Raw genomic sequence first — 24,021 nt, forward strand, 5'->3', positions numbered from 1 at the left:
GGGCTTTGCGCCCGGTTACTCTTGTATCAACCACATATCCGACTCTTCGAACATCTCCTCGAGCATGCGGTTGAGCTTTTCACGGTCGCTTTTGCTGGCGTCGCTGTTCAGGCCGTTCGCTTGCATTGGCTTAACCGTCACGCTGGCATCAGGAAAAATCCGGTGCACGCGTTTAGTCAGCTCGGCCAGGATGATTTCCCTGGCTCCCTCCAGCCCCTGTACGTTTCGCTTGTCATAAACCAGTTCCACAAACATGATTGTTTACCTTATGGATATTACGCATGTGATTCAGCCTGAACGTAAAATACTACTGTATATGGGTACAGTCAAACGGCGTTCAGCCTAAAGCATTGTCCAGAGCAATGCAGACAGCGTTGCCAGTCCGCCCAGAACAACCAGAAACACCGTCACGCCGCGAAGCTCCGCCAGCGAGGGGCGGGTGTATATGAGGTACGCAGGGATAAGGAACAGGATCACCGCGATCAGTGGTCCGCAGAACATTTCAATCAGGCTGAGCACATCCGGATTGGCATAAACAATGCCATAGGTCAGCAGGAACAGCGCCAGAGAGGCCAGCCGCTTGCTGGCGCTGGCCTTTTTGCCGGATACGCTGGCAGCCAGCTGGCCAAACGTTTGTGCGACCGACAGGCCTACGCCGAGAAAGGATTTCGTCATACCGATGATAGCGATGAGCGGGGCAATGTGGTAAATCAGGCTGAAATCACCGTTTCCTTTCATCACGGACAGCACATTCAGGTTTTCCGCCTTCGCCCGTACAAAGTTGTCATGCGGGATCCCCAGCACGCAGCTCAGCACGAAAAAGAGGATACTGGCGAAGATGGCTAAATAGGCGATGCGGATCACGAACAGTGCCTTTTTCTCGCCCTCCGCTTTCCTCTCCCGGTAGTAAGAGCTCAGCGGGGAGACCATAGGCGCACAGCAAAACGAGAAGGTAATAAGCGGCAGCGTCAGCCAGATATTTTTCAGCGTTACCGGCAGCGGCGTGGCGTTCATTTCAGCGGCCGTATCGGTCAGGTTAGACAGATGCCATCCCGGGATAAGTGATACGGCGATCAGCAGTACAGATGCCGCGAACGGCAGCGCCAGTGCGCTCATAATGGCCACGACTCTGTCCCGGCCCTTGCTAAGCACCACATACAGCGCAGCAACCACGATAAACGACAATGGCCCACGGCTGAGGGCGGTAATATGCAGATGCTCCACCAGTAAATTACTCAGCGCATTAATCAGCGCCACCCCGTAAACCAGGGTTACCGGGAAGAAGGTCACACAATAGAACAGGGTGATCAGCTTTTCACCCCGTCCGCTGAAGAAGGAGCCGAAGATCGGCAACGTGCCGTTTTCAGTCTTCTCTTCACGCATATACACACGACAAAGGAGTAAATGGGGGATCAGGGATAACGGCAGCCCCAGCAGGAGCATGACCAGGAAAATAACCGGACCACGGGTGCCGATTTCCACGGGCAGGAACAACGTTCCCGCCCCGACGGCTGTACCGTAGAGGCCCAGCGTCCAGATGTTATCCTGCCAGTGCCAGTTAGAGCGTGTTGTAATATTAGCTGAGAGAGTGGTGGCTTTATTCATCATATTTTACCGCGTTGTTAGAGGAGCGACGACTTATTTAGTTTTTATCTGCCTGTAGTCGTTGCTGCGCCATTACACCACGGGTGGGAGGGGTTTGATTTCGCATACCGTAAACCTTATGTGTATGCCTGCAATAACTATCGTTATTCTTTGACGATGCTTTAACAGGCGGTTAATTAAGAAGGGGATTTGTTAAATTAACGAACAAATAACGACTGACTTTCCCTGCCTGCACGTCTGTTAATTAAAGAATAAATACCCTGTTTTATTAAGTAACATAAGGCGCCATCATATTGAAGGGGGGCTTATTTAATTATTTTATTGGATGGAAAATTATCCCGTTATGCCTCAAATTAAAAAACAGGATATAGACAATCACGTAACCTGCTCGCAGCTTTCGAACTGTCTTGTAACATAACGCTATCTTTATGGTGGCGAAGGGGCACAAGGCGTCTTATGCCTGCTATTAAACGCCCCATAAAAAAATCCTCTTCTATACTCAGTTACGTTTAGTGAAATATGCCGCCGCTCCACACGTCGCGTTGCCTTAATAGCGGCGGGCAGCAGGGGCATATATCCACGAAAACGCCTTAATAATGGTCAATTTTGCATTTTTAGAGGGGGATTCCTGGTATGTTGCATTCTCAATCCTCGCGGGTCGGCAGCATGTTGCTGCTGCTGACCGCGATAATAGCCTTCGCGGTGGCGCTATACGCCTGGTGGACGCCGCTTACCGGCGTCACTGGCACCATTGGCGCACTGGGCGTGGTCATTGCCAGCGTAGTGCTGGCGATCCTGACCGTTATGCTACGCGCGGCATCGCGTCGCGGGGCGCGCTTTTTCCTGATTATTGTCACCCTGGTGGTGTTGGCGGGTATTGGTTTTGCCGCCGCGCTGCTGCACCAGTACATCATAACGGCAGCCATGGTGGTCGGCCTGATAGGTCTGATTATGCTGAGCAGCCATTCCGCCCGTTACAACCATCGCGTCAGAAGCTGAGGAGCCGCCCGTGCACAACGATAAGCATTATCCCTTCATAAAAGTCAGCATGACGGCGCTGGCGCTGCTGGTCGCTCCGCTCGCGCTACAGGCGCAGGATAAGGCCACTGAGGCCTCTCAGGGGACCCATGAATCGCTTAACATTGATGCCGCCGATCAGCAGGCACCCGGAACCACAAAAACCACCGACGATGCCTCAACCGGCAGCGGTGACGGAAAGAAAGTCGCCTCGGCCAGCCAGCCCGCGACGCCGCTGGTGCCCGGCACGCCCACCTGGGACAGCTTCCACGGCCAGCTTAACGCGCAGAAATACAGCCCCCTGACCCAAATTACGGCGGATAATGTCGGGAAATTAACGAAAGTCTGGGAATTCCATACCGGCGACGTCTCGGATGGTAAAGGCGATACGCCAGCTACCGTCTGGTCCGCAACGCCCATTTTCGCCAACGATACGCTCTACATTGGCACGCCATTCGATCGCCTGATTGCGCTGGATCCGGGGACGGGTAAAGAGAAGTGGCATTATGACACGAAATCGTCGCGCAAGGCGCTGACCCAGCCAGTGCTGAAAAACCGCGGCGTTTCCTACTGGCAGGCCAAAAATCCGGTGAGCGGAGAGGCATGCCAGAAGATGGTTTATATGGGCACCGTTGACGGCAAGCTCTTTGCGCTGGACGCCGATTCAGGCAAACCTTGCAGCGGCTTTGCGAATAACGGCGTGTTGGATCTGAACCAGTGGAATACCGTTAACGCGAAGTATCCGCTCTCTGTCCTGCAACCGCCAACCGTTGTCGGCAACCATCTGCTGGTGGGCTGGGCCGGGAAGGACTGGGCCTATGCCGAAGCCCCTCCGGGCACCGTATTTTCAGTCAACGCCCAGACCGGTAAGCTTGAATGGACCTTTGAGGCGATCCCGGCAGAGATTCGCAAGCGTACCGGTACCGCCAACGTCTGGACGCACATGTCTGCCGATGAGGCCAACGGGCTGGTCTATCTCCCGGTTTCATCGCCATCTCCCAACTATTGGGGCGGCAACCGCGTGGACGCTATTCCGCTTGGCACCTCGACCACCGCGCTGGACATCAACACCGGTAAAGTGGTCTGGTCCCGTCAATGGGTACACCACGACGTCTGGGATTACGATATTAACTCCGCCCCGACGCTGATGGACATCACCGTAGACGGCAAGCAGATCCCGGCGCTGATTCAGGCCACCAAGCAGGGTTTCCTGTTCGTGGTTAACCGCCTGACGGGGGAGGACGTATGGCCAATCGAAGAACGTCCGGTTCCGCAGGGTGATGGTTCGGTTCAGGGTGAAGTTCTCTCGCCCACGCAGCCGTTCCCGACCAAACCCGCGCCGCTGCTCGACCAGTCGAAAAAACCGGAAATCTGGAAGCTGGCGGATATCGTCGGTGGCGGCCAGTGCTCCCGTCTGTGGGATAACCTGACCTATGAGGGAATGTATACTCCGCCGACCACAAAGGGCGAAGGCACGCTAACCTATCCTGATAGCGCTGGCGGCGTACAGTGGGGTGGGGTGGCGTTCGATCCGCAAAAACAGATCGCCATCGTCAACACCTCGCATATCGTCCAGTACGTGAAGCTCTACAGCCGCGAAGATTACGATAACGCAGACAAAGACTCAGGTAACGAAAGCGGCTTTGCCCCACAGGAAGGCGCCCCGTACGGTATGCGTCTGCTGGTGGCGAGCAACTGGCTGGGCATGCCGTGCTGGCAGCCGCCGTTTGGCGAAATCGTGGCGCTGGACATGCATACGGGCGATGTGAAATGGCGTCGTCCGGTTGGTGCCTCCCAGCAGTATGGCTTCTTCATGCCGGAGAGCTGGGGTTCACCTACCATTGGTGGCCCGGCAGTGACGGCGGGTGGCGTGATCTTCATCGGTGCTTCAATGGATGCCAAAGTGCGTGCCTACTCGGTCGAGAGCGGTGAAGAGCTGTGGTCCGATCAGGCAGAAGCGCCGGCAGTAGCGAACCCGTCCGTCTATGAATATAAAGGTCGCCAGTATGTGGCCTTCGTGGCAGGCGGGAATACGATCCTGAAGGATCAGGTGGGCGATCAGGTGGTGGTCTACGCCTTGCCGGAATAATTCATCAGGAAGGGGAAATAAGCGTGGGGCCTGCGGGCCCCACTTTGTTTTGCAATTGTCGTTTTACCGACGCGTTATTTATCGGCTGATGCGCCGGAGTGGGTTGACATCTGCTCGGCGGACTTCAGATGCTGCTCAACGACCGGCGTGTGCTCGTTGGCCAGAGCCTTCACATCCGGATCGTCGATTTTACTGGCGTCGCTCTTAAGCTTCGACAGCACCTTCTCGTGGTCCTTCACGCCAGCATATTCCATATACATTTTGTCAAAAGCGTCACCACGCTGGTTTTCCAGCCTTGAGTTCAGGGCTTTATGCGCGGCGTCTGGTTCGGTCGGCAGCTCCACGCCCTTTTTCTGGGCAACGGTCTGGACTTTGGTCAGCGCGGCGCCGTGATCGTCGACCATTTTCTGAGCGAATGTTTTCACTTCACTGCTTTGGGCCTTGTCCAGGGCGAGCCTGGCGGCGGCGACTTCGTTGATATTGGCCTGCGCCATGTCCTTCAACGCTTTCTCGTCGCCGGAGCTGAGTCTGGCGTCCGGTTGAGCCTTGCCCGCAGTTTGAGTTTGTGCGGCGCTTGTCGTCTGGGCTTGTACGCCAACGGTGCTGAACATTGCTGCAACTGCTGATACGGCTAGCAGCCTTTTCAGGGTTTTACTCGTGTGCATATTGTTCTCCTGATGGTCATGGTACAGGTAAGTTTCGGTTGCTTCAGGCGCAACCGGACAGATAAATGCTCACTACAAGGGTCAGTATAGTAGATGAAACTGCTGCACCCGCCGTTCAGGTCAGTGATGGCTGGTCGTGATGCTCAATTCTTCTACAATATTGATACGGATCATTTACATATTTGGTGCTAATGTTAAATATATAGATTCATCAACAGGAGGAATGATATGAAAAAAGCACTATTAGGGAGTGTATTGGCTTTAACAGTAGCAAGCTTCGGCGCATCTGCGGCAGATATGATTTCCAAGGATGAAGCGCACCACTTCAAACTTGAATACCTTGGTAATGTATCTGTAGGGGCTTCAGGTGGACAAATTTCTTCACCTTCAGATCTTCATCAAAAACTCTCAAAACTGGCAGACGAGAAGGGCGGGAAGTACTACGTCATTATCGCTGCCCGCGAGCATGGCCCTAACTTCCAGGCCGTCGCAGAAGTCTTTAAATAATTTTCTCGAATACCACAAAAACCCGCTTCTGGCGGGTTTTTTGTTTACAGACAGCCAAAAAAAATGCCCCTGATGCGGGGCGAGTTTAAGTCAAAACTTTTCTTATGTTTATGTGCTCTAAGGCTTTGGGACAATAACAGCTTGTTCAAATAATGCAACATAAATGCATGTTTAAATGTGACGGCTCCATCATGCTGCTCATCTTAAGGTTAATGCAGCATACGTAACGCAGATAGTCTACGCTTTACAAAGGGTTATGGTTAAAACCATTTAGAGAATGGATACAGTTAACGGTCGTAAGAGGTAAAGATGAAAGTTGACGCACTGACACAAAAGGCAGAGGAAGAGATTTCAGCGCTTATAGCCAAAAAAATTGCAGAGTTACGAAAAAAAACAGGGCAGGAAGTTTCTGAAATAGAGTTTATCGCTCGTGAGGCCATGACGGGCCTCGAGGGGTACGAAGTAAAAATCAAACTCCTGTAGGCGTTTCTTCCTGAAATGGTTGCTCAATTCTTGCCGCAATACAAAACCGGGCGTGATGCCCGGTTGTATTATGGATAATCATCGTCTTTATGAGCGAATAAATGTCAGTATATCGGCGTTTATGGTATCTGCATGCGTGGTATGCATCCCATGCGGGAAGCCTGGATAAATTTTGAGTTCGCTGTTTGCGAGCAGCTTATCCTGTAGAAGGGCGGCATTTTTATAGGGGACGACCTGATCGTCATCACCCTGCAACACAAGGACGGGAACCGTAATGGCTTTAAGATCGTCCGTCTGGTCGGTCTCTGAAAACGCCTTAATGCCTTCATAGTGGGCTTTGGCGCTACCGATCATTCCCTGACGCCACCAGTTCTGAATTGTGCCCTGCGAAACCTCTGCTCCGTCTCGGTTAAATCCATAGAAAGGACCGCTGGCGACGTCGAGGTAAAACTGGGCGCGGTTAGCGGCCAGCGCCTGGCGGAAGCCGTCAAACACCTCAATGGGCGTTCCGCCGGGGTTAGCGTCTGATTTTACCATCAGCGGAGGAACGGCGCTGACCAGTACCGCTTTGGCCACCCGCCCCTGAGGCTGGCCGTACTTCGCAACGTATCTGGCGACCTGGCCCCCGCCGGTGGAGTGGCCGACGTGCACTGCATTACGCAAATCAAGGCTTTCGACCACGGCCGAGGCGTCGGAGGCATAATGATCCATATCATGACCTTCACTCACCTGATCGGAACGACCATGACCACGACGGTCGAGGGCGATGACGCGGAAACCTTCTGCAAGGAAAAAGAGCATCTGGTTATCCCAGTCATCGGCGCTCAGCGGCCAGCCGTGATGGAAAACGATCGGCTGCGCATCCTTCGGACCCCAGTCTTTGTAATAAATACTGACACCATCTTTCGTTGTTACGAATGCCATATTTCAGACTCCTCTGCTAATGGCAACATGTGTAAAGGCTAAGTAAATAGCCCAGCATTTAGGGACGTAATAAAACTGACTTATATTAATCTTATTACTGATATATCCGCTTAAAGTGTAGAAGGGTTCCTGAAAACAGTTATAGATTAATTTTGTATGGTCATTATTTATTTTTAAACGAAATATCCCCTAAACCAGTCGGGGCACTGTGTTATTTTTCTCGCGTGGTGAATCCCCCTGTGCGGAGGGGCTAAACAGCACGTGTAGCTTAGGCAATCAGTAGCGGGTCAAGGTGGCTGACCAACGACTCACCGGGAGGCACCCGGCACCACACATACGTTAAAGCTTGTATCTCGCTGAATTTATTAGGGATGGTGTATGAAGTTGGGCTTTTTGGCTGGAGCAGTGCTGGCAACCTGGTTGTCTTTAACCTACCCGACGCAAATGAGAGCTGTTTTTGAACAACTGGTTACGATAGTGCAGCAAATCACGCAGCCTTCATCAGAGTCTCATTCTGACATGGTCACACCGGAACAGTCATATCCTTGATTGTTATATTTACGATGAACGTTACCCGTCTTAATAGTTAACCTGTGCTTATTTTTCTGATGGGCTTGTTATTGGCCGGGCAGAGGTTACCGCCACCCGGCCTGACGGTCTTAAACGATCGCGTTAGGGCACGCTTCGCCCTTATCAAGCTGCTGTAAATTCCCCAGCGTGGTTTCCGATATACTGATCAGCGCTTCGGCGGTCAGAAACGCCTGGTGGCCGGTGAACAACACGTTGTGGCAGGCCGACAGGCGACGGAACACGTCGTCCTGAATCACGTCGTTAGATTTATCTTCAAAGAACAGATCGCGTTCGTTCTCATACACGTCCATACCCAACGCGCCAATTTTTTGCGTTTTCAGCGCTTCGATAGCGGCCTGAGAGTCGATCAGTCCACCGCGGCTGGTATTGATGATCATCACGCCGTCTTTCATCTGGTCGAACGCCGACTGGTTAAGCAGGTGATAGTTTTCCGGGGTCAACGGACAGTGCAGGGAGATAACATCAGACTGCGAGAAGAGCGTTTTCAGATCGACATACTCCACGCCCAGCTCCAGCGCAGCGGCGCTAGGGTACGGATCAAACGCCAGCAGGCGCATGCCAAATCCTTTCAGGATGCGAAGGGCGGCCACACCAATTTTGCCGGTACCGATCACGCCTGCGGTTTTACCATACATGGTAAAGCCGGTCAGCCCTTCCAGAGAGAAGTTGGCATCACGGGTACGCTGATAGGCACGGTGAATACGACGGTTGAGCGACATCATCATCCCGACGGCATGTTCAGCCACGGCTTCCGGAGAATAGGCTGGGACGCGAACGACCTCCAGACCCAGCTCTTTGGCGGCATCGAGATCGACGTTGTTAAAGCCCGCGCAGCGCAGGGCAATGTATTTCACGCCCTGTTTTTTCAACTCTTCCAGCACCGGTCGGCTACCGTCGTCGTTAACGAAGATACACACGCCTTCGCAGCCGTGAGCGGTTTTAGCCGTCTTTTCAGTCAGCAGAAAGTCGAAAAATTCAAGATCGAAACCGTACGTCTCGTTAACATGTTGCAGATACTTTTTGTCGTACTGCTTTGTGCTATATACCGCGAGTTTCATAAGACTTTCTCCAGTGATTTTGGAACCACGTTAGCATGTTTAAAATTATCTTACAATTTTTCAAAATTCATTGAAATCAATAAGTTCTATGAATTATTGTAGAGCATCTACTCTTAAAAATGGCATTACCTTCAACTGACTGGCTAAACATGCGACAATGAGCGGCAAGAACGGCTTATTTTTTTCGCAAAATCAGGATATTAACTGCCCATGAAGGGTAAATACAAAGCCGCAATCGCGCTATTACTGCTGCTATTACTCGTGCCGCTGACGCTGCTGATGACGCTCGCCCAGTGGGTACCCACGCTCGCCGGGATCTGGCTCCCTGTTGGAACGCGCATCGCGTTTGAAGAAAGCCCACGGCTCACGCGCCACGCCCTGATCATCCCCGATCTCCGCTATCTGGTAGAAGAGTGCGAAATTGCCCGCGTGGAAAACGTGACCCTGTCACACCCCAGCCGTTGGGATCTGGATATTGGCGCACTTGAACTTAACTCTGTCTGCCTGAGCAAATTACCGCAGTCAGCGTCCTCAACGGTGGCGCCGAAAACACTGGCGCAGTGGCAGGCCATCCTGCCCAACACCTGGCTGACCATCCACCGCTTTACCCTTTCTCCCTGGCAGCAGTGGGAGGGTGAGCTGCATGCTTCACTCACGCCAGCCCGCCAGGACATCACTTATAACGGCGAGCAGGTGAGCATTCAGGGGCAGTTGCGCGGCCAGACGCTCTCCATCAGCCAGTTCGATGTGCAACTGCCGGATCAGCCGCAGCCCGTGAAGCTGATCGGTGAATTTACCCTGCCGTTGGTACCGGACGGCGTGCCGGTGAAAGGGCATACGGTCGCGACCTTTAACGTGCCACAGTTATCCTCGCTGGTCGATGCCGATCTGGACTGGGAGGACAATCAGGGCCAGCTGGTGGTCATGGCGCGGGACAACCCCGATCCACTGCTCGATTTACCGTGGCAGATCACCGCTCAGCAGTTAACCGTCAGCGACGGACGCTGGAACTGGTCAGCCTCCGGTATGCCGATGAGCGGTCGCGTCGGGCTGAAAGTGGATAACTGGCAGCAGGGGCTGGAGAAAGCCACCTTCACAGGGCGGCTCAACGTGCTGACCCAGGGGGATGCGGGGAAGGGCAACGCGGTGCTGAATATCGGTCCCGGCTCGCTCAGTATGGAAAACAGCGCTATGCCGCTGCACCTGAGCGGGGAAGCCAAGCAAAACGATCTGATCCTGTATGCCAGACTCCCGGCGAAGCTGACCGGCAGCCTTTACGATCCGCAGCTTACGTTTGAACCCGGCGCATTATTGCGCTCGCGCGGGCGCATCATCGACTCGCTGGATATCGATGAGATCCGCTGGCCGCTGGCAGGCGTGAAGCTCACGCAGAAGGGCGTGGACGGCCGCCTGCAAGCCATTCTGCGGGCGCATGAAAACGAGATGGGCGATTTTGAACTGCATCTGGACGGCCAGGCTAACGACTTTTTACCGGACAACGGTTTGTGGCAGTGGCGCTACTGGGGTAAAGGGAATTTCACGCCGATGAACGCGCGCTGGGATGTCCGGGGAACCGGGGAGTGGCGCGACAACGTTATCGAACTGACCGATCTTTCCACGGGGTTCGACAAATTGCAGTACGGTACGATGCTGGTCAGCAAGCCGCGCCTGGTGCTGGATCACCCGGTGCGCTGGTCGCGGGACCCGGATAACCCCACCTTTAGCGGCGCGCTCGCGCTCAATGCCGGGCAAACAAGCTTCTCGGGCGGAAGCGTGCTGCCGCCGTCCGTTTTGACCTTCAGCGTTGACGGGACAGACCCGACGGTGTTCCAGTTTAAAGGGAACCTGCATGCGGACGACATCGGCCCGGTCCAGGTGAATGGACGCTGGGATGGCGAACGCCTTCGCGGTCAGGCCTGGTGGCCAAAACAGTCTCTTACGGTGTTCCAGCCGCTGATCCCGCCAGACTGGAAACTGACCCTGCGCGGCGGCGAAATGTACGCACAGGTGGCTTTCTCAGCGGCCTCCGATCAGGGGTTTGAGGCCGGGGGGCACGGGGTGCTGAAAGCGGGCAGCGCGTGGATGCCGGATAACGAAATCAACGGCGTTGATTTTGTTCTGCCGTTCCGCTTAAGCCAGGGTACCTGGTCGCTGGGCACGCGCGGGCCGGTAACGTTACGAATCGACGAGGTAAAAAACCTGGTCACAGCCCGAAATATCACCGCGGATCTCCAGGGCGATTATCCCTGGACCGAAGCGAACCCGCTCCTGCTCACCAACGTGAAGGTGGAAGCGCTCGGCGGGAAAATCACCATGCAGCAGTTGAGAATGCCGCAGCACGATCCGGCTTTACTACGCGTGGATAATATTTCCTCCAGCGAACTGATAAGCGCGGTGAATCCGAAGCAGTTTGCCATGTCCGGCCCGGTGAGCGGCGCGCTGCCGTTCTGGCTGGACAATGAAAAATGGATCATTAAAGATGGCTGGCTGACCAACCCGGGGCCGATGACGCTGCGCATCGACCAGGACACGGCGGATGCCATTGTGAAAGACAACGTGGTTGCCGGGGCGGCGATCAACTGGCTCCGCTATATGGAAATTTCGCAGTCGTGGACAAAACTCAATGTGGATAATCTGGGCGTGTTAACCATGCAGGCGGCCATTAAAGGCACCAGCCGCGTCGAGGGCAAAAGCAGTTTCGTAAACCTGAATTACACCCATGAAGAGAACATTTTTACCCTCTGGCGCAGCCTGCGCTTTGGGGACAATCTGCAAACATGGTTTGAGCAACATGCGGCGATACCCCTTCTCCGCGGTTCGACAGGCAAGGAAAGTGAGGAACAACAATGAAAAAGAGGGCTGGTGTACTCACCGTGGCCGTCGTCGCGCTGCTGTCAGGCTGCACGCCGCGCATTGAAGTGGCGGCGCCCAAAGAGCCGATCACTATCAACATGAACGTGAAAATTGAGCATGAAATCCATATCAAGGTGGATAAAGACGTTGAAGCCCTGCTGAAATCCCGCAGCGATCTGTTCTGAGTATGCCATGAAACGATTAGCTCTGATGTTACTGGCGCTGGGGATGAACGTTCACGCCGCCACGCTTACGCTCAACGATGCACGTGTCCAGGGGCGCGTAGGGGAAACCCTGAGCGGCTATCTTGCGCCCGTTCAGCACGACGCTGAAACCCTGGCGCTGGTGAGCCGTATCAACGCCGCACGCACGGAAAGTTACCAGCAGTTAGCTGACAGCAATAATTTGCCCGTCGACGAAGTGGCGAAAATGGCGGGACAAAAGCTGGTGGCGCGCGCCCAGCCGGGTGAATACGTGAAGGGGATTAACGGCAAGTGGCTAAAAAAGTAACTAGCGGTAACGCTTACGGTATTCACCCGGCGAAACCCCGAAACGCTGCTTAAAGGCGGTGGAAAAATGGCTATGGTCGGTAAAGCCCCAGCTGTAGCCAATGCCCGCGAGCTTTTCGTCATCGCTGATGGAACGCAGCGCCTGAGCGCATAAATCGAGGCGACGGTTCTTAATATACTGCGCCACCACCAGCCCTTTCCCGGCAAACATGCGGTACAAGCTCCGCACGGACATGCCGCTCTCTGAAGCTATCCACTCCGGTCTTAACGCCTCTGACTGAATATGATCATCAATCAGGGACAGAACGTGGCGGAACTGACGCTCCTTGCGCGGCAGCACCTCGTGTTGCTGCTGGAAGGCCGGACGCAGCAGACACACCATCGCCTCCAGCGCCGCTTCGCTTTCGCTGGCGCTGAGATCGGCATTGCCCATGCTCTCCTGTAGCAGTCGGTAGCTCAGCTGTACGGTAGGCAGACTGCTGGAGAGGGGCAGCGCGCACCTCACTTCCTGAAAACGCGCGTGTTGCTCAATGATTTGTCGCGGGAGCAGCAGCGAAATCTGGCGGGAACGCTCCTGCCAGTAAATGGAGCACGGGCGGGAGGCGTCAATCAGCGTGATATCCCCGGCTTTCAGCATCGCGCGCTGGTTGTCCTGTTCGATTCCGGCGCTGCCTTCCAGCTGAAACACGGTGTAGAACCAGGCGTCGTTGCCGTTTTTGATCTCCTGACGGGTGCGAAAAAGGTTAACGCCTGCGGCGGTCACCGTGCTCAGCTTCAGACTTTGGGTATAGCTGGTTTCCAGTTCGCCGAGAAACGCCCCCTCTAACGGACGTGCCGCAAAGCGCCCACAAACCTGGTTAATTTGCGCCAGCCACTGCTGAAAATTGTCCTGTTCGCTTGCACACGCCATTGATGTTCTCGCTGCACCGTCACTGTTTTCGCATTGTTGCATTTATGTTGCATTTTGTCAGGGCTACGAGGCTGACTATAGGAAAGAACACTCAACGGTTATAGCGATATAAGCGGGAATTATCACGATTTGCGGAGCCTGTCACAGCTGACAAAGCGAATGTCACACAGACAAAAGCAGGAATGCGATTCCCCTCTTAGACTGCATACACACCCTGCGAAGCATAACGAAGGAGTATCCTATGTCCGAATCACACGTCGCCATCCTGCCAGGCGTGCAGCAGTTTTTAGATCGCCAGCACGGCCTGTGGATTGAAGGGCGTCAGGCGGCATCCGACAGCGAAAAGCGCCTGAACGTCTACAACCCGGCGACCGGAGAGGTTATTGCCTCCACCGCCGATGCCAGCGTCGATGATGTCGATCGTGCGGTGATGTCTGGCTGGCGCGCCTTTGTCGCCCGAAGCTGGGCAGGGCGTCTGCCGGCAGAGCGGGAACGCATCCTGCTGCGGTTTGCCGATTTGGTGGAACAGCATGGCGAAGAGCTGGCACAGCTCGAAACCCTGGAGCAGGGGAAATCCATTAACATCTCCCGCGCCTTCGAGGTGGGATGCACCCTGAACTGGATGCGCTACACGGCAGGGTTGACCACCAAAATTGCCGGTAAAACCCTCGATCTCTCGATTCCACTGCCGCAGGGCGCGCGTTATCAGGCGTGGACGCGTAAAGAGCCGGTGGGAGTCGTGGCGGGGATTGTGCCGTGGAACTTCCCGCTGATGATTGGCATGTGGAAAGTAATGCCCGCGCTGGCGGCAGGTTGCTCCATCGTGATCAAACCCTCGGAAACCACGCCGCTCACCCTGTTACGGGTGGCGGAACTGGCGAGCGAGGCGGGGATCCCGGATGGCGTGTTCAACGTGGTGACCGGTAGTGGCGCCGTCTGTGGCGCGGCGCTAACCTCGCACCCGCGCATTGCCAAAGTAAGCTTTACCGGTTCGACGGCGACGGGCAAGCAGATTGCCCGCGTGGCTGCGGATACGCTAACGGGCGTGACGCTGGAGCTGGGCGGCAAAAACCCGGCCATCGTGCTGAAAGACGCCGATCCGGCGTGGGTAATTGAAGGGCTGATGACCGGCAGCTTCCTGAATCAGGGGCAGGTCTGCGCGGCCAGCTCGCGTATTTATATTGAGGCTCCGCTGTTCGACACGCTGGTCAGCGGCTTTGAACAGGCCGTGAAATCTCTGAGCGTCGGGCCGGGCATGTCGCCGGATGCGTTTATCAACCCGCTGGTGTCGCGCGCCCATTGCGATAAGGTTCAGGCGTTCCTGGATGAGGCGAAGGCGCACAATGCGGAGCTGATCGCCGGGAACCGGGGGCCAGACGGCAAAGGCTATTACGTTTCGCCAACGCTGGTGGTCAACCCGGATAATCATCTGCGACTGACGCGTGAAGAGGTCTTCGGGCCGGTGGTGAACCTGGTTCGTGTGGACGACGGGGAAGAGGCGCTTCAGCTGGCGAACGACACTGAATATGGCTTAACGGCCAGCGTCTGGACGCAGAACATCAGTAAAGCGCTGGCGTACACCGACAGGTTACAGGCCGGAACCGTGTGGGTGAACAGCCACACGCTGATAGACGCCAACCTGCCGTTCGGCGGCATGAAGCAGTCTGGCACCGGGCGCGATTTCGGCCCCGACTGGCTGGATGGCTGGTGTGAAACCAAGTCGGTGTGTGTGCGGTATTAAAAAACGCCGGGTAAGGCGTAGCCGCCACCCGGCAATATTTAACGCGACCACCGATCCCGCCCGGCCTCCTTTGCCCTGTACAGCGCCGCATCGGCGCGGGCGATGATTTCCGGGCCGGCCAGTCCTGCGGTATAGCCGGCAATGCCCATACTCACCGTCACACATTCACTCACCTTCGACGCGCTGTGCGCAATGGCTGCGGTGCGCAGGCCAGCCTGGATCCGCGCGGCGACTTTCTCAGCAACGCTTTCTTCACAGTCAAAGAGGATCACCACAAACTCCTCACCACCGTAGCGCGAAACCACATCCTCTGGCGTGCGCACCGAGGTGTTCAGCACCTCTGCCACCCTCGCGAGACACGCGTCTCCTGCCTGGTGACCATAGGTGTCGTTATACAGTTTGAAGTAGTCGACATCCAGCATCAGCACCGCGAAGCGTTTACCTTGCTCCACGGCGTTTTCCAGCACCAGCTCCATCGCCCGCCGGTTGGCCGTTTTCGTCAGCGGATCCTGATGGGCCAGCGCATCCAGCCGCGAAATTAAACGCTGATTCTGCTGGTTGCGACGCCACGCCTCTTCAAACCAACTCAACAGGATATAGCGCCCGCACACGAGAATGAAGGTGAACACCACCCACAGCCCGGCGAAGCGATAATTAATTTCCTGATTCAGCAGCATGCTGGCAACGGGCAGGCTTATCCATAGCGGAACGGTGAAGCAGAGCAGTGCCACCGGGTGAAAATAGAGCGCGGTCATACCGGCCATCAGCAGGGTAACGAATATAGTCCAGGGATGCGGAAGATGTAACACGTTGATAAACCAGTAACAACTTATCGACCACAGCAGACTGCACATAAACAAAACGGCGCTGACGCCGCGGATGTGGCGCCAGGCCATGATCACCAGCGCCACGGAAAGGATCACCACGCCCAGCATGGAGGCGTCTATCATCTGCCGCAGAGGCGGGCTGATGTGCAGGAGGGCATCGATATGGCCGAACAGCGAATTGCGCAGCAGGACCATAAGGGCAAAGCTGGCATTCACAAAGGCGAGCCACGGCAGGTTCACGGCCAGCCCGTGAACAACCATTGATTTACGGGTAGGCCATGTCGCGGGTTCGGGTGTGGCTGGATGTCTTTTTTCCATTGAAGAGAATTTTCCTTGAGCGGGCGGAACCTCCGCCCGCGAGTGCTGCCTTTACGGGGTCACAATGTTAAACCAGAATTCAAATTTATCCATGTAACCGAGCATGGCATCGAGTTTTGCGGCATCGCCGGTCACTTTGATATCGCCATTATCCTGCGCCTGTCTAAGCGTCACTTCTTTCAGGATGATTTTATTCAGCGTATCGCGGTTGAGGGTCACGGTCGCGTCAGCGTCTTTCGCTTCGGCGTTCGCCGTGTGGTTCAGCACGCCATTTTCCAGTTCCAGCTTGTATTTACCGCCGTCGCTGCCGAGGTCGATGTTAAACACCGATTTTGCATCCGCCGCTTTTTCACCGTTAATGTGCACCGCCAGATAGTCAAAGAACATTTCTGGCGTCATCGCGCGCACGGTGTCCGGGCTGGCGGTGTTCGGGGTCGGTCCTTTCACCACGCCGTTACGCAGCTCCTGGGCGCCGGTCAGGTAGAAGTTACGCCACGGGCCTGATTCAGCCTGATAACCCAGCTGCTCCAGCGCATCCGCTTCCAGGTTTCGCGCGGCCTGATTATTTGGATCGGCAAAGACCACTTTGCTGACCACCTGAGCCACCCAGCGGTAGTTCCCCTGGTCAAAGTCGGTTTTCGCTTTGCTCAGGATGGCATCCGCGCCTCCCATATACTCCACAAATTTCTTCGCGGCTTCTTCAGGCGGCAGTTCATCCAGGGTCGCGGGGTTGCCGTCAAACCAGCCTAAATAGAGCACGTAGGTGGCTTTGACGTCATGGCTGACTGAACCGTAATAGCCTCGGTTGGCCCAGGTATTGGCCAGGGAGTTCGGCAGCTTGAAGTTGGCGGCGATCTCGTCACGCGTCAGCCCTTCATTCGCCATGCGCAGGGTCTGGTCGTTAATGTAGCGATACAGGTCGCGCTGGCTTTTAGCAGGTTAACCACATTCTCGTTGCCCCAGGTCGGCCAGTGGTGCTGCGCCATGATAACTTCGGCCTTATCACCCCAGCGTACAATTGCCTGGTTGATGTATTTCGACCATGGCAGCGGTTCACGAATTTTCGCACCGCGCAGGGAGTAGGTGTTGTGAAGGGTATGGGTGACATCTTCCGCAGACTCGATCAGCTTTTTCTCTTCGATATACCAGAGCATCTCAGAAGGCGCTTCCGATCCCGGCGCGAGCATAAAATCATAGGTCAGGCCGTCGATCACCTCTTTCTGACCATCTTTCTCGATGATATTGGTCGGGGCGATCAGGGTCACCGTCCCGGCGGAGGTGGTGGTGCCGAGACCCGCGCCGACCTGGCCCTTCGCATCCGGCTTCAGCAGGTTGCCGTACATATAGCTGGCGCGGCGGCTCATGACGTTACCCGCCATGATATTCTCCGCGACGGCGGCCTCCATAAATCCGGCGGGCGCGTAGACTTTCACCTTGCCGGACTTCACATCTGCTTCATCCACCACGCCGCGCACGCCGCCATAGTGGTCAACGTGGCTGTGGGTGTAAATAACGGCGACCACAGGCTTGTTACTGCGATTTTTATAGTAAAGATCCATCCCGACTTTGGCCGTTTCTGCCGACACCAGCGGGTCGACCACGGTAATGCCTTCTTTACCTTCAATAATAGTCATGTTTGACAGGTCGAGGTTACGGATCTGGTAGACGCCTTCGGTCACTTCAAACAGACCGCTGATGTTGATCAGCTGGGACTGACGCCATAAGCTCGGGTTAACCGAGTCGGGCGCCTTATCGCCTTCTTTGATAAAAGCGTACTGCTGAGGATCCCAGACGGTGTTGCCTTGCTCCCCTTTGATAATTTCCTGAGGCAGCGGGGCAATAAACCCTTTGTGGGCGTTGGTAAAATCGGTGTTATCGGAGAAAGGAAGCTGGTTGAAGAGTGCGTTGTTGGCCTGTTGCGTTGCTGCGCTGGCATCCTTAGGTGCTTCTGCGGCCCAGGCGGAACTGGTAGAAATAAAACATCCCGCCAGCGCGAGACTCCTGACGATCTCATTGATTCTCATCCTAAAACCTCTCAGTAAACTGTGACGTTGTTTGTGGAGACTTCGAATCCTGGTGAAAGTGTGTCAAGAAATGCAAAAGGATTAAGCGAGGTAACAATAACTATAATCGGGGAGAGTAATTCAGCAAGTAAGCGGATGAAAAACCGGGCATTACGCCCGGTCGGTGGGTTATTTCTGCTCTTTTTTCTTGCCGAGCGTTGGCGTCTCGTCAAAGAAATTCCACGGCTTGAGCAACGTGTGCACCCATTCCGTCGGCATTATTGGCCACTCCTCGGCACGGGCGACATGGGTGGTGCCGGTGGTCATCCAGATGACGTTATCCTGGTCGTTCAGCGACTCGTTATCTTTGCTGTACTGGCCGAGGCCGGTATCGTGCGTGGAACGGTTCGGGTATTTTCCCTCCGGGTACATCTCGTCGGGATGGTAACGCGTTACCCACAGTTGTTTATCCATAAAGCTCAGGCGGTGATAAATCCACTCGTCCGGGGCAAACTTCGCGCCGGACGCTACCGGGTGTGTACCGCCCGCGTAAGGGATGATCTGATATGAGACCGGGTTGCCCATGCGGTTCTCTTTGCTGGTATTGCTCAGCAGGCGGATGGTGCCCGGGTCAAACTTCTGCGCCGCCTGCTGTTCGGTATCAATATCATACTGATTAACCTGCATGGTGCTGGTGCGCGGTCCGCCAGCGGTGTTCGGTTTGACGTCGGGATCCATGGCCACCAGCTTGTTGTTGATGCCGTCCACGTCCATATCCAGACGGAAGTTGTAGATGTGCTGGTGGGTGGTACCGACAATATTATGGTCGATCAGCGTTCCGTATCGGGTGTCATCCTTCGCGGTGGCATCATGCATGGTTTTCGTCTGCACGCCTTTCACCGCTTCAATGCCCGTGGCCCCTGCATCAATGCCGATAGTGCCGTTTTCGTGGAATACCCAGTCGAAGATGTAATCATAGTTACCCACGGTGCTGACCCAGCGCACCACCAGCTCGCGGCGTTCGGTGCTGACGTTGGGTTTTCCTAATTCCTGATGCTTATATTCCGGCCCGGCGTAACGCTCGAAAATGGCGATCGCCCGGGGGATCTCCATTGGCGCGCCGGTGTAATCCGGGATGGTTTCGTTGAGCATCACGGCGTTAGACGGAACATCCTTGCCGCGCACCAGCGGGGAGGTCAGGGTACCCATGCCGTAATCGCCGGAGTCCAGGTAGGCTTTAAAGTACCAGCCGATATCCGGGTCGCCGTACGGCACAATCATGCCGCCGAGCGACCCCTGATACATCACCTGTCGCTTTTTGCCGTTGTCGTTATAGGTCACGGTGGAGATTATCGGGCCGACGCGTGAGTCCAGGCTCAGATGAAAATCCCAGTTCTGCCAGTGCACCCTATCCCCGGTGATGGTGTAGTTCTTGCCTTCCGGCTCGATAATCTCCAGCGGTTTTTTCACCGTTTCAACGCGGTCACGGCCATCATAAGGGCGCGGCGTGAGCGGCACCGGCACGACCGGGCCTTCCTCAATCTTCTGGATTTTCTTCTGCTCGAGATCCACCACCGCAACCAGGTTTTCGATCGGGTGCGCCCAGTAGTTACCGTCGCCCACGTCGAGATAGCTGATCACTTTCAGCAGGCGGTCTTCCTGTTTCAGCCCATCCTTGCCGTCAAAAAAGCCGACGGTAAGCGGGGTGGTGATCACTTTCTTCGGGTCGGTAATGCCGCGCTTTTTCAGCACGGCGGCAAACTCCGGGCTTTCATTGATGATCTGCTGCACGGTATTGAAGTCATCCAGCAGCACCATGCCGTGCGCGTCTTTGATCGGCTCCCAGCGGAGGATCTTTTTCTCCTTCAGATCCACCCGGCTTTCGATGATGTGTTTACCATCAAGCATGATGATATTGGCCTGGCGGGGCGCATCCACCGCCGTGCCGTTAAGCACAAAGTCCCAGACTTTGGCCTTTTCTGGCTCCGCCAGCGCAATCTGGGTAAAGCGGGTATTGGGTTTAAAATCCGCTGAGGCTTTCACGATTGCTACGGCCTGGTTGATTTCATCAGCCGTCAGCGCGTTTAACGGGTGGGGGCTTTTTTCAACCTGGAATGTCTGATCAAGACCGGACTGAAAGACATCGTTGATAAAGGTCTCCGGGATAAACGCCTTATTGTTCTTCATCACCACGGGCACCTGGAGCGTCAGCGGTTTGCCGTTAACGATGGCGGTATTTGCGCCGGGTTTGACCTTCACAAAGGCACCGTCTTTGACGATGGTGAACATCTGGGCGTAATCATCCCACTGCACGTCCGCGCCAAACGCCTGAAGCGTTTTGTCCATCGGGACCATATGCGCCTCGCTGCCGTGAGCGTAAACAGGGGATTGCCAGGCGCAACAGAGCGCAACGGCCATGGCCAGTGCCGTTCTACGGGCAGAAAAAGAAGAATTGCTTCCCATCGCAGACCTCATCTTGTTGTGTTTATTGTGTAGTGTCAGCGTTATCCTGACAGGCGCGCACGAAAAGCGTTTGCCTGCATCTGCCAGGTTGTTTGTCAGTCTTGCCAGGTTAAAAAAGAGCGGGGGTGCATCACACCCCCGGTCAGGTAGTTGTAGGCCGGGTAAGCGGAGCGACACCCGGCAAGAAAGAGGTGTGTCAGAAGTCACCCTGCTGGCGCGCCACCAGCGTCAGGATGGAGTAGAGCGCCACGGCCTGCTGGTGCTGGTTGAAGATCTCCACAGCCCATTCCACCACGCCGGTGGGTTTTTCCTCGGCAGTGCGCTGTTTCTTCAGCGTTTTACGTTTACAGGTCAGGCGCACCTGAATGGTATCACCCGGCTTGACCGGCTCGATAAAGCGCAGGTTTTCCATGCCATAGTTGGCAATAACCGGCCCAACCCCGGCATCGACAAACAGCCCCGCCGCGGCGGAAATCAGGAAATAACCGTGTACCACGCGCTCACCAAAAATCGACTCCGCCGCGCCAATTTTGTCCATATGGGCGTAGAAATGATCCCCGCTCAGGCAGGCAAAATTCACGATATCCGCTTCCGTCAGGGTACGACGCGGGGTCAGCAGGCTGTCGCCCGGCTGTAACTCCTCGAAGTATTTACGGAACGGATGAACGCGATCTTCCTGCACCTCCGCGCCACGGACCCACTGTTTACCGATCGCGGCGAGCATGGACGGGCTGCCCTGAATGGCTGTGCGCTGAAGATAGTGCTTCACAGCGCGCAGGCCGCCCAGCTCTTCGCCGCCGCCCGCACGTCCCGGACCACCGTGCACCAGCTGCGGCAACGGTGAACCGTGGCCGGTAGATTCTTTCGAGGATTCCTGGTTGAGGATCTGAATGCGTCCGTGGGCGCGCGCGGCACCAGCAATAAACTGCCGCGCCACGCGGGTATCTGCCGTAACCAGCGTTCCCGCCAGGCTGCCGCCGCCCGCCCGCGCCAGCTGCATGGCGTGCTCGGTGTTACGGCAGGGCATCAGGGTTGCGACGGGGCCAAAGGCTTCGGTGGCGTGAACGGCCGGGGTTTCGTCCGGCTGCGGGCAGAACAGCAGGGTGGGCGGGAAGAATGCGCCAGGCGCCTGCAAATCAGCTTTACCACCCAGACGGATCTGGCAGCCCGAGGCCAGCAGATGATCGACTTTTTCCTGCACGTCAGCACGTTGCTCACTGTTGACGAGAGCCCCCATCTTCACCCCTTCCTGGGCCGGATCGCCGACGACCACGTTCTCCAGCCGCGCAATCAGCGCCTGGCTGACGGCTTCAACCTGCGCTTCCGGCACGATGATGCGGCGGATGGCGGTACATTTTTGCCCGGCTTTGGCGGTCATCTCGCGCACCACTTCGCGGATAAACAGCGTAAACTCCGGCTGTTCCGGCGTCACGTCCTCACCCAGCACGCAGCAGTTAAGAGAATCTGCTTCCATGGTAAACGGAATGGAATGTGCGACGATATTCGGGTGGACGCGCAGGCTCTGCCCGGTGCTGGCCGACCCGGTAAACGTCACCACGTCCTGGCTGTCGAGGTGGTTCAGCAGATCGCCCGCGCCACCGCAGATCAGGCTGATGGCGCCGTCCGGCACCAGTCCGCTCTCCACGATCGCTTTCACCATCGCCTGAGTCACCTGCGCGGTGGCGGTGGCGGGCTTGATGATGGCGGGCATCCCGGCAAGCCAGGTGGGCGCGAGCTTTTCCAGCATCCCCCAGCACGGGAAGTTGAACGCGTTGATATGCACCGCCACGCCGGATTTCGACGTTAACACGTGACGTGCCGCAAAGCCGCCTTCCTTCGACAGTGGGATCAGCTCATCCTCCGGCCACAGGGTATCGTCCGGCAGCTCACGGCTGCCGAGGCTTGCGTAGGTGAAGAGGGTGCCGATACCGCCTTCAATATCCACCCAGCTGTCAGCCTTCGTCGCGCCGGTCTGGGCTGACAGGGCATAAAACCGATCCTTCTGGCTCAGCAGATGTTTGGCCATCGCCTTCAGCATGGCGGCGCGCTCGATAAAGCTCATTGCGCGGAGCACTTCTCCGCCGTGTTCAATGGCGTAACGGCGCGCGGCCGCCATATCCAGCCCTTCGCTGGTGACTTGATATAGCGTTTCCCCGCTGATGGCGTGGGTGATGGTGCGCTCGCGGCCCCGGCCTGATTGCCAGATGCCGGACAAGAAGCTGGCTAACTGCTGCATTTCTTCTCTCCAGATGTTTCGTGATTTCACTATAAATAGTTTGATCTCGAATCATAAAAATCAAGCTGAGTTTTAATGAATTGTTAACGTTGTGATCTGTATTGCTTGGCCTGACCAACAGAAAGCCTTGCGCCATCGGCCTTTCATGAAAAGGCTTGCGAGCGTCGTCACAAAATAAACAAACGCTTCTTGGGGTTATATTTAACCTTTGTGTAACTTTTAAGAAACCAAATGATTCACCATTTTGCTATTTGTGGTGATTTAACGAATCACAAAGGTGGTTATGTGACGCAAGAACAACGCTTTGAGCAACGCATCGCACAGGAGACGGCCATCGAGCCGCAGGACTGGATGCCGGATGCCTACCGCAAGACGCTGATCCGCCAGATTGGACAGCACGCCCACTCTGAGATTGTCGGCATGCTGCCGGAAGGGAACTGGATCACCCGCGCACCGACGCTGCGCCGGAAAGCCATTCTGCTGGCGAAGGTGCAGGATGAAGCCGGACATGGCCTGTACCTTTACAGCGCGGCGGAAACGCTGGGCTGCGCCCGGGAGGACATCTATCAAAAGATGCTCGACGGCAAGATGAAATACTCCTCCATCTTCAACTATCCAACCCTGAGCTGGGCCGATATCGGGGTCATTGGCTGGCTGGTGGACGGGGCGGCCATTGTGAACCAGGTGGCGCTGTGCCGTACGTCTTACGGCCCGTATGCCCGGGCGATGGTGAAAATTTGTAAAGAAGAGAGCTTTCACCAGCGTCAGGGTTTTGAGGCCTGCATGGCGCTGGCGCAGGGTAGCGAAGCCCAGCGGCAGATGTTGCAGGACGCCATCAACCGCTTCTGGTGGCCCGCGCTGATGATGTTCGGACCCAACGACGACAACTCCCCAAACAGCGCCCGCAGTCTGGCCTGGAAGATCAAACGCTTTGGCAACGATGAGCTTCGCCAGCGCTTCGTGGACAACACGGTGCCTCAGGTGGAGATGCTCGGCATGACCGTGCCGGATCCCGACCTGCGTTTCGATGAAGAGAGCGGTCACTACCACTTCGGCGAAATCGACTGGCAGGAATTTGACGAGGTGATCAACGGGCGCGGGATCTGCAACCACGAACGTCTGGCCGCAAAACGTAAAGCCTGGGACGACGGCGCATGGGTGCGTGAAGCCGCTCTGGCCCACGCAGAAAAACAACGCGCTCGCCAGGCCGCATAAGAGGAAT

At 55.8% G+C, this 24,021-nt stretch carries 18 protein-coding genes and 1 pseudogene; 9 read left to right on the top strand and 10 right to left on the bottom strand.

All coding sequences use genetic code 11. From position 1 onward, the window contains the following. Window positions 1-15 precede the first annotated feature (15 nt). Together RY075_RS10985 and RY075_RS10990 are read right to left on the bottom strand one after the other, a co-directional pair. A complete protein-coding gene (locus tag RY075_RS10985) occupies window positions 16-255 on the bottom strand; it encodes a DinI family protein (protein ID WP_003857390.1) in 240 nt (79 codons plus the stop codon). A gap of 87 nt (window positions 256-342) precedes the next feature. Continuing rightward, window positions 343-1,605: an amino acid permease gene (locus RY075_RS10990; RefSeq protein ID WP_003857388.1), complete on the bottom strand. Its 1,263-nt coding sequence runs from the start codon at window positions 1,603-1,605 to the stop codon at window positions 343-345. Window positions 1,606-2,238: 633 nt separating this feature from the next. Here RY075_RS10990 and RY075_RS10995 point away from each other — a divergent pair. Both RY075_RS10995 and RY075_RS11000 read left to right on the top strand, forming a co-directional pair. Further along, window positions 2,239-2,604 carry a hypothetical protein gene (locus RY075_RS10995; RefSeq protein WP_112017979.1) on the top strand — a complete coding sequence of 122 codons (366 nt, stop codon included), beginning with the start codon at window positions 2,239-2,241 and terminating at the stop codon, window positions 2,602-2,604. Window positions 2,605-2,614: 10 nt separating this feature from the next. Continuing rightward, window positions 2,615-4,711, top strand: a complete 2,097-nt coding sequence (locus RY075_RS11000; RefSeq protein ID WP_058652173.1) for a pyrroloquinoline quinone-dependent dehydrogenase — start codon at window positions 2,615-2,617, stop codon at window positions 4,709-4,711. Window positions 4,712-4,785: 74 nt separating this feature from the next. Here the strand turns inward: RY075_RS11000 and RY075_RS11005 are convergent, their stop codons facing one another. Further along, window positions 4,786-5,376, bottom strand: a complete 591-nt coding sequence (locus RY075_RS11005; protein ID WP_003857383.1) for a DUF4142 domain-containing protein — start codon at window positions 5,374-5,376, stop codon at window positions 4,786-4,788. A 228-nt stretch (window positions 5,377-5,604) separates the two neighbouring features. Between RY075_RS11005 and RY075_RS11010 the strand changes: the two genes are divergently transcribed. Then, window positions 5,605-5,883, top strand: a complete 279-nt coding sequence (locus RY075_RS11010) for a DUF1471 domain-containing protein (protein ID WP_003857380.1) — start codon at window positions 5,605-5,607, stop codon at window positions 5,881-5,883. A 309-nt stretch (window positions 5,884-6,192) separates the two neighbouring features. After that, window positions 6,193-6,366 (top strand): addiction module toxin, GnsA/GnsB family, encoded by a 174-nt coding sequence (locus RY075_RS11015; RefSeq protein WP_003857379.1) that lies wholly within the window; start codon window positions 6,193-6,195, stop codon window positions 6,364-6,366. 87 nt (window positions 6,367-6,453) lie between these two features. On the opposite strand, the gene RY075_RS11020 is transcribed toward RY075_RS11015, so the two are convergent. Both RY075_RS11020 and RY075_RS11025 read right to left on the bottom strand, forming a co-directional pair. Then, entirely contained in the window at window positions 6,454-7,290 is an 837-nt protein-coding gene (locus RY075_RS11020; protein ID WP_023324588.1) for an alpha/beta hydrolase, read from the bottom strand. Between the two features lie 659 nt (window positions 7,291-7,949). After that, entirely contained in the window at window positions 7,950-8,939 is a 990-nt protein-coding gene (locus tag RY075_RS11025; RefSeq protein WP_302378555.1) for a 2-hydroxyacid dehydrogenase, read from the bottom strand. A 210-nt stretch (window positions 8,940-9,149) separates the two neighbouring features. On the opposite strand from RY075_RS11025, the gene RY075_RS11030 reads away from it, so the two are divergent. The 3 genes from RY075_RS11030 to RY075_RS11040 are packed head-to-tail and all read left to right on the top strand — an operon-like array spanning window position 9,150 to window position 12,302. Then, window positions 9,150-11,789 carry a YdbH family protein gene (locus tag RY075_RS11030; RefSeq protein ID WP_023314083.1) on the top strand — a complete coding sequence of 880 codons (2,640 nt, stop codon included), beginning with the start codon at window positions 9,150-9,152 and terminating at the stop codon, window positions 11,787-11,789. Further along, window positions 11,786-11,977 carry a YnbE family lipoprotein gene (locus tag RY075_RS11035; protein ID WP_003857369.1) on the top strand — a complete coding sequence of 64 codons (192 nt, stop codon included), beginning with the start codon at window positions 11,786-11,788 and terminating at the stop codon, window positions 11,975-11,977. The genes RY075_RS11030 and RY075_RS11035 overlap by 4 nt, the downstream gene beginning before the upstream one ends. 7 nt (window positions 11,978-11,984) lie before the next feature. Continuing rightward, entirely contained in the window at window positions 11,985-12,302 is a 318-nt protein-coding gene (locus RY075_RS11040) for a YdbL family protein (RefSeq protein ID WP_023324590.1), read from the top strand. On the opposite strand, the gene feaR is transcribed toward RY075_RS11040, so the two are convergent. Further along, a complete protein-coding gene (gene feaR / locus RY075_RS11045; RefSeq protein WP_058659954.1) occupies window positions 12,303-13,211 on the bottom strand; it encodes a transcriptional regulator FeaR in 909 nt (302 codons plus the stop codon). Window positions 13,212-13,452: 241 nt separating this feature from the next. Here feaR and RY075_RS11050 point away from each other — a divergent pair, with 241 nt between their 5' ends. Further along, entirely contained in the window at window positions 13,453-14,952 is a 1,500-nt protein-coding gene (locus RY075_RS11050; protein WP_022651146.1) for an aldehyde dehydrogenase family protein, read from the top strand. A 38-nt stretch (window positions 14,953-14,990) separates the two neighbouring features. Here RY075_RS11050 and RY075_RS11055 read toward each other — a convergent pair whose 3' ends face one another. The 4 genes and pseudogenes from RY075_RS11055 to paaZ all read right to left on the bottom strand — a co-directional run bounded on the left by RY075_RS11055 (window position 14,991) and on the right by paaZ (window position 22,799). Further along, window positions 14,991-16,097: a GGDEF domain-containing protein gene (locus RY075_RS11055; protein WP_302615454.1), complete on the bottom strand. Its 1,107-nt coding sequence runs from the start codon at window positions 16,095-16,097 to the stop codon at window positions 14,991-14,993. A 51-nt stretch (window positions 16,098-16,148) separates the two neighbouring features. Beyond that, window positions 16,149-18,121: pseudogene (locus RY075_RS11060) on the bottom strand (alkyl sulfatase dimerization domain-containing protein). A 168-nt stretch (window positions 18,122-18,289) separates the two neighbouring features. Next, window positions 18,290-20,563 (bottom strand): primary-amine oxidase, encoded by a 2,274-nt coding sequence (gene tynA, locus RY075_RS11065; protein ID WP_045334809.1) that lies wholly within the window; start codon window positions 20,561-20,563, stop codon window positions 18,290-18,292. Between the two features lie 196 nt (window positions 20,564-20,759). Beyond that, complete coding sequence (gene paaZ, locus RY075_RS11070; protein ID WP_338628595.1) at window positions 20,760-22,799, bottom strand: phenylacetic acid degradation bifunctional protein PaaZ; 2,040 nt, start codon at window positions 22,797-22,799, stop codon at window positions 20,760-20,762. Between the two features lie 285 nt (window positions 22,800-23,084). Between paaZ and paaA the strand changes: the two genes are divergently transcribed. Next, the gene (gene paaA / locus RY075_RS11075; RefSeq protein ID WP_061856178.1) at window positions 23,085-24,014 is read left to right on the top strand and encodes a 1,2-phenylacetyl-CoA epoxidase subunit PaaA; all 930 of its coding nucleotides are present in this window, start codon (window positions 23,085-23,087) and stop codon (window positions 24,012-24,014) included. The last annotated feature ends 7 nt before the right edge of the window (window positions 24,015-24,021 follow it).

It is taken from the genome of Enterobacter sp. JJBC (assembly GCF_036936505.1).
Classification (GTDB): Bacteria; Pseudomonadota; Gammaproteobacteria; order Enterobacterales; family Enterobacteriaceae; genus Enterobacter; species Enterobacter hormaechei_C.